Raw genomic sequence first — 12573 nt, forward strand, 5'->3', positions numbered from 1 at the left:
CAGGACGAGGCGAGGGGATGAGGGATGAGGGGATCAGACCGGCGCCGGATTGCGTTCGGCGAACTGTCCGTTCCAGTACGGGTAATAAGGGTAGGGCGGCGTGACGGCGCTGGCTGCGTCGAGTTTCGCTATTTGCGCCGGGTCGAGGTTCCAGCCGATCGCGCCGAGGTTCTGCCGCAATTGCTCCTCGTTGCGCGCGCCGATCAGCACGGTCGATACGGTCGGCCGTTGCAGCAGCCAGTTCAGGGCGATCTGCGGCACGCTCTTGCCGGTCTCGGCGGCGACCTCGTCGAGCGCATCGATCACCCGGTACAGGCGCTCGGGGTCGACCGGCGGGGCGAAGCCGGCGGTGTCGTGCAGGCGGCTGCCTTCGGGCAGCGGCTGGCCGCGGCGGATCTTGCCGGTCAGGCGGCCCCAGCCGAGCGGGCTCCACACCACCGCGCCGACGCCCTGGTCCTGACCGAGCGGCATCAGCTCCCACTCGTAGTCGCGGCCGATCAACGAGTAGTAGGTCTGGTTGGCGACGAAGCGCGAATAGCCGTAACGGTCCGCGGCGGCCTGCGATTTCATCAGCTGCCAGCCTGAAAAATTCGACGCGCCGATGTAGCGCACCTTGCCGGCGCGGACCAGGTCGTCGAGCGTCGACATCACTTCCTCGACCGGCGTCATCGCATCGAAGTGATGCAGTTGCAGCAGGTCGATGTAATCGGTGTCGAGGCGCTTGAGCGCCTTGTCGGTGGCGCGCAGCAGATGGTGGCGCGAGGCGCCGACCTCGTTCGGGCCGTCGCCGGCGCGCAGGGTCAGCTTGGTCGACAACACGACCTCGTCGCGGCGGCCCTTGATCGCCGCGCCGAGAATCGTTTCGGACGCGCCGTCGGAGTAAACATCGGCGGTGTCGAAAAAGTTGACCCCGGCCTCCAGGCTGAGGTCGATCAGGCGGCGCGCCTGTTCGATGTCGGTATTGCCCCAGGCGCTGAACAGCGGGCCCTTGCCGCCGAAGGTGCCGGCGCCGAAGCCGAGTGCGGAAACCTTGAAGCCGGAGCGGCCGAGCGTGCGGTAATCCATGGTGGTGTCCTCGTAGGAAAGTGATATGAGCAAGCGTGGAATCAGCGACCGAACAGCAGGGCTTCGTCGACGGCCGCGGCCATCGCGCGGTAGCCGGCGTCGCCAGGGTGCAGGTGATCGCCGGAGTCGTAGGCCGGCAGGAAACGCGTCGGGTGTCGCGGGTCGCGCACGACCGCATCGAAATCGACCACCGCATCGAACTCGCCGCTGCTGCGGATCCATTCGTTGACCGCCTGGCGGACGCGGTCCTTGTCGCGGTGGTAATAACCGTGGATCGGCGAGCCTTCGAGCGCGCCCTCGAACGGGGTCAGGGTGGCGCCGACGATGCGCAGCGACTGGGTGCGGGCGCGGGCGATCAGTTGCCGGTAGCCGGCGATCAGGCGCTCGGCGCTCATCGCTTCGCGCCGGGGTTCGAAACTGCTGCCGGGCCAGGCGATGTCGTTGATGCCGAGCAGGACGATCGCGGCATCGGCCTTGCGGCCGAGCACGTCGCGCTCGAAGCGGGCGAGAGCGCTGACGCCCATGCCGTCGTTGAGCAACTGGCCGCCGGAGATGCCGGCGTTGAGCACGGCGACATCGCGCGGCGCCAGGCGCGCGGCGAGCAGGTCGGGCCAACGCTGGTTGCGGTTCGCAGTCGAGCCGGCGCCGTCGGTGATCGAATCGCCGAGCGCGATCACGCTGCGGGTCGGGCGCGGCGCGTCGACGATGATCCCGCTGAGGAAGGGGCGGGTCTGCAGCACTTGGCCCTGGGCCAGGTTCGCGTCGGCGACGCGGTTGCCCTCGACGAGATAGGCGTCCTGGCGGCCTTCCCAGTGGAAACTGTCGAGCGGCGTCGCCTGCGGCAGGTACAGGCTCACCGCGACTTCGCCCAGCGCGGCGACCTCGAGTTCGACCGGATCGCTGAGCGCCGGCGCGCCGGGCAGGATCGTCACCGAGGCTTGCCCCCCGAAGCTCAGGGCGCGGTCGCTGCCGCTCTCGATGCCGGCGCCGCCGGCGCTGCGGGCGATATGCGCCGCGCCGATGGTGATGGGGCGGTCGCCGTAGGCGTTCGACAATTCGATGCGGACCCGCGAGCCGCCGACGCTGACCCGGGCGACCTGGCGCAGGGTCTGTTCGCGCAGCTCGGCCGGGGCGCCGCTGGGCAGGATGAAACCCGGCGCCCAGGTCGGCTGCGGGCTGGCCGACCAAGTGCCGACCCAACGGCCGCGGTCGGCGGCGTGTGCGGCGGGGGCGATAAGCACGACGGCCAGCAGGGCGGCGGTCAGGGGTTTGCGCAGAAAGGAGAGCGTCATGGCGTGGGTTCGGAGAGCGTCGCGGATTCGACGGGGTTCAAATTAGGTTCTTCCGAATCAAGCTGGTAGAAGGCAAAATCGCATATAGCTCATTCCGTATTGGAATGAGTCTCGAGGACGAACCGGACCCGCCATGGACACCCTCCGCTCGATGCAAACCTTCGTGCGCGCGGTCGAGCTCGGCAGCCTGTCGGCGGTCGCGCGCGAGCAACACACCACCCAGCCGACGGTCAGCAAGATCGTCGCCGCGCTCGAACAGGACCTGGGCGTCCGCCTGCTGCAACGGAGCACCACCCACCTCGCGCCGACCGAACAGGGGCGCCGCTTTTACGAACGCGCGCGGCGGGTGCTGGAGGAATACGGCGAGGCCGTCGCCGACGCGCGCGGCTCCACCGAAACCCCGGCCGGCCTGTTGCGGGTCAGCGCGCCGGTCAGCGTCGGCGTGTTGCGCATGAATCGCCTGGTGCAGGAGTTCCTCGCGCTGTACCCGCAGATCGAGATCGAGTTGATCCTCAACGACCGTTTCGTCGATCTGGTCGAAGAGGGCATGGACGTCGCCCTGCGCCTCGGCGGGACCTTGCCGCCGAACGTGGTCGCGCGCCGCATCGCGCTGTCGCCGCGCGGCCTGGTCGCCTCGCACGGTTACCTTCGCAGTCACGCCGCGATCCAGCGGCCGCAGGACCTGCCGGCGCATAACTACCTGCGCTTCGCCTGGGCCAGCGAGCACTACGAACTGCACGGTCCCGATGGCGAGACGGTCAAGCTCAGCGCCAACGGCCGCTACCGCATCAACAACTCGCTGGGCATCCGCGAAAGTTTCCTGATGGGCGCCGGCCTGGGCCTGGCCCCGGCGTGGCTGGTGCAGGACTTGATCGATACGGGCGAGCTGGCCTGGGTGTTGCCGCAGTGGAAGGCGTCGGCGCACGAGGCTTGGCTGCTGTACCCGTCGCGGCGTTATCAGCCGTTGCGTACTCGGGTGTTCCTGCAGTTCCTCGGCGAGCGGCTGACCCAGTTGCCGGGGTTTCTAGCGGTGGAGTGAGGAGTCGGGATTCGTGCTCGTTTCACCGTCATCCCCGCCTGCTCGGGGAGGACCGCCACCGCAACAGCACGCATGCGTATGACTCCAACTCGCACGACGGGCAACACTCAACCCGCCGCGCAGGCAGCCACGGCTTCGTCGCTTTCCTGGGGCGCGGCCGCCTTCCCGGGCGCATCCAGGCGCGCCGCCCACACCGCCAGCGCCAGGCCCGACAACGTCACCAGGGCCGCGACCCAGGTCACCGCGCCGAGGCCGGGGCCGTATTCGATCACCGCGCCGCCGAGCCAGGCGCCGAGCGCATTGCCCAGGTTGAACGCGCCGATGTTGAGGCTGGACGCCAGGTTCTGCCCGGCCGGGTCGGTCTTCTGCAGCACCCACAGCTGCAGCGGCGACACCGTCGCGAACGCGGCCACGCCGAGCAGGCCGACGAAGGCGATCGCGGCGATCTGGCTGTGCAAGGCGAAGGTCATCAGCCCGAGCACCACCGCCAGCGCGATCAGGGTCGAGATCAGGGCCGGGGCGAGACGCTTGTCGGCCAGGCGTCCGCCGAGAATGTTGCCGAGGATCATGCCGACGCCGAACACCAACAGGATCGGCGACACCGCCGCTTCGCCGAAGCCGCTGATGCGGGTCAGGATCGGCTGGATGAAGGTGTAGACGGTGAACACGCCGGCGAAGCCGAGCACCGTCATCGCCAGGCCGAGCAGCACCTGCGGATGCACCACCGCTTTGACTTCCTTGCGCAGCGCGACCGGGGCCGGCGGGTTCCGGTCCTTCGGCACCAGGGTCGCGATGACGATGGTGGCGATCACGCCGATCACGGCCACCGCCCAGAAGGTCGAACGCCAGCCGTGGTGCAGGCCGAGCCAGGCGCCGGCCGGCACGCCGAGCAGGGTGGCGACGGTCAGGCCGGTGAACATGATCGAGATCGCCGAGGCCTTCTTGTCGGCCGGCACCAGGCCGGTCGCGACCACCGCGCCGACGCCGAAGAAGGTGCCGTGGGCGAGCGAGGTGATCACCCGCGCGATCATCAGCACGGTGTAGTTCGGCGCGATCGCGCAGACGATGTTGCCGATGGTGAAGATCACCATCAGCGCGACCAGCACCGCCTTGCGCGGCATGCGCCCGGTGGCGATGGTCAGCACCGGCGCGCCGACGAACACGCCGAGCGCATAGCCGGAGATCAGCAGCCCGGCCGCGGCGAGGCCGACCTGCAGGTCGGCGGCGACCTGCAGCAGCAGGCCCATGATCACGAATTCGGTGGTGCCGATGCCGAAGGCGCCGACGGTCAGCGCGTACAGCGCGACCGGCAGGCCGCGGCGGGTGGCGGGCGTGGCAGGGGAAGAAGCGTGCATGACGGCGTGTCCGCGGAAACGATGCGGCAGCCTAGGTCCTTGCATCTTGTGGAAAAACCGCCAGGATGGCGAATCAGTATCAACGATTCGTTGAGAATGCCATGGACCGTGTCGCCGACTTCAGCCTGTTCCTGCGCGTGCTCGACCTCGGCTCGATCAGCGCCGCCGCCCGCAGCCTCGACCTGTCGGTTGCGGTCGCCAGTCAACGCCTGAAGCGGCTCGAACGCGACCTGGGCGTGCGCCTGCTGCACCGGACCACCCGGCAATTGCACGCCACCGCCGAGGGCGCCGCCCTGGCCGAACGCGGCCGTGCGGTGATCGAAGAGCTCGAAGCGTTGACCGCCGACCTGCGCCAGGCCGGCAGCGAGCCGAGCGGCATCCTGCGCGTGACCACCTCGGCCTCGTTCGGGCGCATGTACATCTCGCCCCTGCTGCCGGAGTTCCAGCGCCGCTATCCGGCAGTGCGGCTCAGCGTCAACCTCAACGACGAGCGCCTGGACCTGATCGGTTCCGGCATGGACCTGGCGATCCGGATCGGCCCGCTCGACGACTCCAGCCTGGTCGCGCGCAAGCTCGCCGACAACCGCCGGGTGCTGGCCTGTTCGCCGGACTATCTGCGCCGCCGCGTCGCCCCGCGCACGCCGCAGGACCTGGCCGACCACGAATGCCTGCTGCTGGTCGGCGCGCAGGGGCGCATGGAGTACTGGAGCCTGCTCGACCGCGACGGCCATGCTTCCAGCGTGCGCGTCAACGGCCATCTCGAAAGCAACTTCGGCGAAGTCCTGCGCGATGCCGCGATCGCCGGCCTGGGCATCGCCCACTTCTCCGCCTGGCACGTGCACGAAGACCTGCGCAGCGGCCGCCTGGTGCGGGTATTGCCCGATTACGCCTTGCCCGACACTGCGATCAGCGCCGTGATGCCGCAACGGCGTTTCGTACCGACGCGAGTACGCGTATTCGTGGATTTTCTCGCCGAGTGGTTCGGCGAGGTGCCGCCGTGGGAGCGGGGTGGGTGAGGGGGATCGATCGACGGATTCGTCGTCGCGGTGCATCGATGGCTGCTGGACCCCTTCTCAAGTTCGTTTTTTCTATTGCGGTAAAGGCCTGAGCCTCCACCGATCTCGTCGCGAACCTGCAATGCGTGGTCGCGGCTTGCGCCGCTCCTACAGAGATGGCGGCGCCGCGCCTGGATTTCCTGCGCCGATTTAGGCTTGGGCCTTGGCTGTTGCTTTGCGTCGCCGAGCACTAGCGAAGGCCATAGCAGACCCGGAGGGCGGCCCGCAGGGATGCGGGCCGTTTTTCATCGGGACAGGGATGTCCCGTATGAAAAATCCCGGCGTCGGCATCGATCGTGCTGGCTGGTGATTCAAAGAAAAGCAACTTCTTTGGTTACCTTTCTTTTGTTGCTTTAGACAAAAGAAAGTAGCCCGCCGCTTTAGTGGCGGAAGCTTTGGGTTTGATCTTGATCCTGATCTTTGATCTTTGATCTTTGATCTTGATCCCCGATGAGAGGTACGCCGCAAGACCGCCGCAACGATGTCGCGGCTTGCGCCGCTCCTGCCCTGGCGAAAGCGCACCGCTTCGACGGATGACGACGGCCTCGTCATCTCTGCGTGTTCCGCGGTCGCGACTTACGTCGCTCCTACAAAGGCCCGGCCCTGCACGCAATGCTGCGTAGCGATCCCTGTAGGAGCGGCGTAAGCCGCGACCGCGAGGCCTCGATCTTGCACCGATGCCGACGGCAGCCCGTTAGGGTAGGAGCGACGCAAGTCGCGACCGCGCCGTCTCCGGTTGCGACGCTTCCTTACCGTAGTGCTTTGAGCCACATCAACAGCAAAGCTTCCGCCCCCTAAAGGGTGCGGGTAACTTTCTTTTGTCCAAAGCAACAAAAGAAAGTCACCAAAGAAAAGTGCTTCTTCTTGCAAGGGCACAAGCCCGCACGATCGATGCCGACGCAGGGATGCTCCAGACAGGTCATCCATGGCCTGCTTGCGCACGGCCCGCATCCCTGCGGGCCGCCCTCCGGGTCTTCATTTGACCGGCAAAGCGGTGAAGCAGCAAAGCAGCAAAGCAAATAAAAATCTCGGCAACGGCAACGGCAACGGCAACGGCAACGGCCGTCGCTGCTCCTGGGTAGGAGCGGCGCGAGCCGCGACCGCGACGCCTCAATCTTGCGCCGACGCTGACGGTAGCCTGTCAGGGTAGGAACGGCGCCCACAGGAATTTTCTACGGTCGCAAGCAGCGACCACGAAACCGCACGCGCCCAGCCAAACCGTCAACCGATCTTCAATCGAACGCGAACGCATCCAACGCCAGCGACCCCATCTCGTGCGAACGATGGATCGTGCGTGTCCTCGGTTCGTCGCCGGCGGCGCCCATCGCCACGAACAGCGGCATCAGGTGTTCGACGGTCGGGTGGGCGTGGCGTGCGTGCGGGGCGCGGTCGTGCCAGTCGAGCAGGGCGATATGGTCGCCGGCGGCGAGTCTGCCGTGCATCCAGGCGCTGAACTCGGCCGCCCACGGCGGCATCGGCGCGTCGCGCTGGCTCCAATCCAGGTCGCCGAGGTTGTGCACGAAGCCGCCCGAGCCGATCACCAGCACGCCTTCGTCGCGCAGTTGGGACAGGGCGCGGCCGACCGCGTAGTGCTCGGCGGCGGTGCCGTGCGGCATCACCGACAACGGCACCACCGGGATGTCGGCCTGCGGGTACATGCGCCGCAACGGCACCCATACGCCGTGGTCGAGGCCGTGGCGGTCGCGCAGCTTGGCCGGCAGGCCGGCGTCGACCAGGCGGTCGAACACCTCTTCGGCCAGGTCGGGCGAGCCGGCGGCGGGGTAGTCGATCCGGTACAGCGCTTCGGGGAAGCCGCCGAAGTCGTGCACGGTGTGCGGGCGGACGTGGCCGCCGACCATCGGCCGGTCGGTCATGAAGTGCGCCGAGGCGATCACGATCGCGCGCGGCCACGGCAACTGCTGGCCGAGATCGTCGAGAAAACGCCCGGCGGGCGTGTCCTCGACCGCCAGCATCGGCGAACCGTGGGAGAGAAACAGCGTCGGCAGGCGGGTCGGAATGTCCATGACCCAAGGGTGATCCCGGTCGCGGGGTTTTCCAAGTTGAGCCGACGTGCCGCATCGTTCTGTCGCTGTGCGCAATGCCGCTAATCAGGCCGCATTGTTGAGTGAGCTTCGCTGCGTAAGCGCCTCCGCCACAGAGCCGCGCGCGGGGCCGGCGGACGGCCGACCCCGCCGCGTCGTCCGGGTCTGGCAAAATAGCCGGCTCACTCACCCGCAGGCCCCTTGCACATGAGCCACTTCGATATCCGTTCCACCGTCCGTCCCGACCCCGACAAGCCGATGGTGGACATCGCCGACTACGTCGCCGATTACAAGATCGATTCGAAAGAGGCTTACGACACCGCCCGCTACATGCTGCTGGATTCGCTGGCCTGCGCGGCGCTGGCGATGGACCACAAGGAATGCCTCAAGCACCTCGGCCCGCTGGTGCCGGGCGCGGAAATGAAGGGCGGCGCGCGCGTCCCCTACACCGGTCATGAGCTCGACCCGGTCCAGGCCGCCTACAACATCGGCGTGCAGATCCGCTGGCTCGACTTCAACGACACCTGGCTCGCCGCCGAATGGGGCCATCCGTCCGACAACCTCGGCGCCATCCTCGGCGTCGCCGACTATCTGGGCCGCAAGGCCGAGGCCGAAGGCGGCCAGGCCATGACCGTGCGCGACGTGCTCGGCCACGCGATCAAGGCCCACGAGATCCAGGGCGGCTACGCGCTCAAGAATTCGTTCAACCGCGTCGGCCTGGACCACGTGATCCTGGTGCGCCTGGCTTCGACTGCGGTCGCCACCCAGATGCTCGGCGGCGACAAGGACGCGATCGTCACCGCGGTCTCGCACTCGTGGATCGACAACGGCGTGCTGCGCACCTACCGCCACGCTCCGAACACCGGCCCGCGCAAGAGCTGGGCCGCCGGCGATGCCTGCCGCCGCGCCGTGACCCACGCCCTCAACGCCGTCAAGGGCGTGGTCGGCTACCCGAGCGCGCTGTCGGTCAAGACCTGGGGCTTCTACGACATCGCCTTCAAGGGCAAGCAGTTCGAGTTCGAGCGTCCGTTCGGCAGCTACGTGATGGAGAACGTGCTGTTCAAGATCAGCTTCCCGGCCGAGTTCCACGCCCAGACCGCGGTCGAGTGCGCGATGAAGCTGCACGAGCAGGTCAAGGACAAGCTGGACCAGATCGAGCGCATCGAGCTGGAAACCCAGGAAGCCGGCGTGCGCATCATCGACAAGACCGGCCCGCTGGCTAACTACGCCGACCGCGACCACTGCCTGCAGTACATGGTCGCCGTGCCGCTGATCTTCGGCCGCCTGACCGCCGACGATTACGTCGACGCGATCGCCGCCGACCCGCGCATCGACGCGCTGCGCGACAAGATGACGGTCAAGGAGAACGAACAGTTCACCAAGGACTACTTCGACCCCGACAAGCGCTACATCGGCAACTCGGTGCAGGTGTTCTTCAAGGACGGCAGCTCGACCGACAAGGTCTCGATCGACTACCCGATCGGCCACCGCAAGCGCCGCGCCGAAGGCATCCCGGTGCTGATGGCCAAGTTCGAGGCCGCCGTCCGCGCCAAGCTGCCGGCGGCCCAGGCCGACCGCCTGCTGGCCCTGGCGAACACCCCGGCCGAGCTGGAGGCGTTGCCGATTACCGAGTTCATGGCGTTGTTCGCCCAGACGGCCCGCTGATCGACCCGGTCGTAATCACCACCCCGATGTGCACAACCGGCGTTCGGATTCGGCACGCCGAAACTGAATGGATTGCGACCCGGTTCCATAATTCATGGAACTTGGTCGAATGTTAGACGGTTGTTAACACCGCTTTCACGTTGGCAAACCTACTCTGCGCGGGATGGCGTCATCAGGCGGCCGTCCTGAACGGTAGAAACCTCGCAGACGCGGTTTCCATTTTTTGAACCAAGGAGCTACAAGATGAATAAGAAACTCCTCTGCGCCGCCCTGCTGGGTGGCCTGAGCCTTGCCCAGGTCGCTAGCGCGCAGGACTTCGACGACCGTTGGTACCTGACCGGCGCTGCCGGCATGAACATCCAGGACAACGATCGCGGCACCCGTAACGCTCCGTTCGGCGCGATCGGCCTCGGCAAGTTCCTCAACAAGAACTGGTCGCTCGACGGTGAGCTGAACTACCAGAACCCGAAGTTCGACGCTAACCAGGACGCCAACTGGAGCCAGTACGGCATCTCGCTGGACCTGCGCCGCCACTTCGTCACCGACGGCCGCAACTGGAACCCCTACCTGCTGATGGGCCTGGGCTACCAGCGTTCGGAAGAGGAATATTTCATCCCGTCGCCGCTGTCGCCGGCTGACCGCAAGGACGGCAACTTCGCCGCCAAGGTCGGCGTCGGTATCCAGGGCGACCTGGGCCGCGTCGGCATCCGCACCGAGCTGGCGTACCGCGCCGACTTCGACGACAGCAGCGTCAACGCTCCGTCGGAAGACTGGTTCGGCGACGTGCTGGCTTCGGTCGGCATCGTGGTGCCGCTGGGTCCGGAACCCGTCGCTCCGGTCGGTCCGGCTCCGGTGGTCGAGCCGGGCTGCGCCGACAAGGACGACGACGGCGACGGCGTGAACAACTGCGACGACAAGTGCCCGGGTTCGCAGGCTGGCCAGACCATCGGTCCGGACGGCTGCCCGGTGCCGGTGACGATCGACCTGAAGGGCGTCAACTTCGACTTCGACAAGGCCACGCTGCGTCCTGACGCGGTGTCGATCCTGAACGAAGCCGCTGAGATCCTGAAGCGTTACCCCGACCTGAAGGTCGAGGTCGCCGGTCACACCGACTCGAAGGGCACCGATGCGTACAACCAGAAGCTGTCGGAGCGTCGCGCGAAGGCTGCGTACGACTACCTGACCAGCAATGGCGTGGACGCGTCCCGTCTGATGGGTCCGGTGGGTTACGGCGAGAGCCGTCCGATCGCTCCGAACACCAACGAAGACGGTTCGGACAATCCGGAAGGCCGTGCGAAGAACCGTCGCACCGAGCTGAACGTGCAGAACTAAGCGACACCCGCGGGTTCTCCGGAACCCGCATTGCAGCATCCGAAGCCCGGCCTCGCGCCGGGCTTCGTTTTATTCGGCGGCCAGTCGCTTCCATGCCCGCGCTGAAAATCCGACCGACGGCTCAGTTCGTTTCTAAATACCGACCGTTCGTCGGGGCATTCGCTCGCAGGCGGGAAACCCGCGGCCGAAAACGTTAATTAACGAATCTGGTTTCACAGGGCTGAACTACGTTAAGTGGTATTAACAAACGCGTTGACAGTGTATGATCGCCCCCGCCAGTGACCGCGGCGCCGGCCTAGCCAGTGCTGAGCGTGTCTCTGTCACAGGAGTCAGCGCCGCATAAGACTGTCCCGATCAAACAGTCCCGATCACCCCCCGTTCCGATCGATCTGAAGGAGTTAGATATGAAGATCCGTATGTTGAGCACCGCACTACTGGCGGGCTTGGCCTTTTCGCAAGCGGCCAGTGCGCAAGATTTCGACGACCGTTGGTACCTGACCGGCGCCGCCGGCATGAACATCCAGGACAACGATCGCGGCACCCGCAACGCTCCGTTCGGCGCGATCGGCCTGGGCAAGTTCCTGAGCAAGAACTGGTCGCTCGACGGTGAGCTGAACTACCAGAACCCGAAGTTCGACGCCAACCAGGACGCCAACTGGAGCCAGTACGGCATCTCGCTGGACCTGCGCCGCCACTTCGTCACCGACGGCCGCAACTGGAACCCCTACCTGCTGATGGGCCTGGGCTACCAGCGTTCGGAAGAGGAATATTTCATCCCGTCGCCGCTGTCGCCGGCTGACCGCAAGGACGGCAACTTCGCCGCCAAGGTCGGCGTCGGTATCCAGGGCGACCTGGGCCGCGTCGGCATCCGCACCGAGCTGGCGTACCGCGCCGACTTCGACGACAGCAGCGTCAACGCTCCGTCGGAAGACTGGTTCGGCGACGTGCTGGCTTCGGTCGGCATCGTGGTGCCGCTGGGTCCGGAACCCGTCGCTCCGGTCGGTCCGGCTCCGGTGGTCGAGCCGGGCTGCGCCGACAAGGACGACGACGGCGACGGCGTGAACAACTGCGACGACAAGTGCCCGGGTTCGCAGGCTGGCCAGACCATCGGTCCGGACGGCTGCCCGGTGCCGGTGACGATCGACCTGAAGGGCGTCAACTTCGACTTCGACAAGGCCACGCTGCGTCCTGACGCGGTGTCGATCCTGAACGAAGCCGCTGAGATCCTGAAGCGTTACCCCGACCTGAAGGTCGAGGTCGCCGGTCACACCGACTCGAAGGGCACCGATGCGTACAACCAGAAGCTGTCGGAGCGTCGCGCGAAGGCTGCGTACGACTACCTGACCAGCAATGGCGTGGACGCGTCCCGTCTGATGGGTCCGGTGGGTTACGGCGAGAGCCGTCCGATCGCTCCGAACACCAACGAAGACGGTTCGGACAATCCGGAAGGCCGTGCGAAGAACCGTCGCACCGAGCTGAACGTGCAGAACTAAGCGACACCCGCGGGTTCTTCGGAACCCGCATTGCAGCATCCGAAGCCTGGCCTTGCGCCGGGCTTCGTTTTTTTGGGGCTCCGGCGGCCGGCCATCGCAAGCAGGCCAGACCGCTGCGACGACCTAGCCGGCAACCGCCGCGCCGGCGTCGAGGCAAACGGCGGGCGCCGCTCTACGGAACTCGTAGAGCATCGCGCCGACCGCACGACCGGTCCGCCGTGGACCGCATCCGCGC

The 12573-nt window shown here is 66.7% G+C and carries 9 protein-coding genes; 5 read left to right on the forward strand and 4 right to left on the reverse strand.

Annotated features, from left to right (window positions below; genetic code table 11):
- Positions 1 to 33: 33 nt before the first annotated feature.
- Together AC6CH2_RS11410 and AC6CH2_RS11415 are read right to left on the reverse strand one after the other, a co-directional pair.
- Positions 34 to 1065, reverse strand: a complete 1032-nt coding sequence (locus tag AC6CH2_RS11410) for an aldo/keto reductase (RefSeq protein ID WP_435394731.1) — start codon at positions 1063 to 1065, stop codon at positions 34 to 36.
- Between the two features lie 41 nt (positions 1066 to 1106).
- Complete coding sequence (locus AC6CH2_RS11415; protein WP_498269317.1) at positions 1107 to 2357, reverse strand: SGNH/GDSL hydrolase family protein; 1251 nt, start codon at positions 2355 to 2357, stop codon at positions 1107 to 1109.
- A gap of 133 nt (positions 2358 to 2490) precedes the next feature.
- On the opposite strand from AC6CH2_RS11415, the gene AC6CH2_RS11420 reads away from it, so the two are divergent.
- A complete protein-coding gene (locus AC6CH2_RS11420) occupies positions 2491 to 3396 on the forward strand; it encodes a LysR family transcriptional regulator (protein ID WP_498269318.1) in 906 nt (301 codons plus the stop codon).
- A gap of 107 nt (positions 3397 to 3503) precedes the next feature.
- Here AC6CH2_RS11420 and AC6CH2_RS11425 read toward each other — a convergent pair whose 3' ends face one another.
- On the reverse strand, positions 3504 to 4751 hold the full coding sequence (locus tag AC6CH2_RS11425) for an MFS transporter (protein ID WP_498269319.1): 1248 nt from the start codon (positions 4749 to 4751) through the stop codon (positions 3504 to 3506).
- 101 nt (positions 4752 to 4852) lie between these two features.
- Here AC6CH2_RS11425 and AC6CH2_RS11430 point away from each other — a divergent pair, with 101 nt between their 5' ends.
- Positions 4853 to 5767 (forward strand): LysR family transcriptional regulator, encoded by a 915-nt coding sequence (locus AC6CH2_RS11430; protein WP_498269320.1) that lies wholly within the window; start codon positions 4853 to 4855, stop codon positions 5765 to 5767.
- Positions 5768 to 7038: 1271 nt separating this feature from the next.
- On the opposite strand, the gene AC6CH2_RS11435 is transcribed toward AC6CH2_RS11430, so the two are convergent.
- Positions 7039 to 7830 (reverse strand): DODA-type extradiol aromatic ring-opening family dioxygenase, encoded by a 792-nt coding sequence (locus AC6CH2_RS11435; RefSeq protein WP_498269321.1) that lies wholly within the window; start codon positions 7828 to 7830, stop codon positions 7039 to 7041.
- Positions 7831 to 8055: 225 nt separating this feature from the next.
- Between AC6CH2_RS11435 and AC6CH2_RS11440 the strand changes: the two genes are divergently transcribed.
- From AC6CH2_RS11440 to AC6CH2_RS11450, 3 genes are all read left to right on the forward strand, one after another.
- Entirely contained in the window at positions 8056 to 9513 is a 1458-nt protein-coding gene (locus AC6CH2_RS11440; protein WP_498269322.1) for a bifunctional 2-methylcitrate dehydratase/aconitate hydratase, read from the forward strand.
- Positions 9514 to 9756: 243 nt separating this feature from the next.
- Positions 9757 to 10845 carry an OmpA family protein gene (locus AC6CH2_RS11445; protein ID WP_498269323.1) on the forward strand — a complete coding sequence of 363 codons (1089 nt, stop codon included), beginning with the start codon at positions 9757 to 9759 and terminating at the stop codon, positions 10843 to 10845.
- 404 nt (positions 10846 to 11249) lie between these two features.
- The gene (locus tag AC6CH2_RS11450) at positions 11250 to 12338 is read left to right on the forward strand and encodes an OmpA family protein (RefSeq protein ID WP_498269324.1); all 1089 of its coding nucleotides are present in this window, start codon (positions 11250 to 11252) and stop codon (positions 12336 to 12338) included.
- Positions 12339 to 12573 lie beyond the last annotated feature (235 nt).

It is taken from the genome of Lysobacter sp. GQ73 (assembly GCF_059758755.1).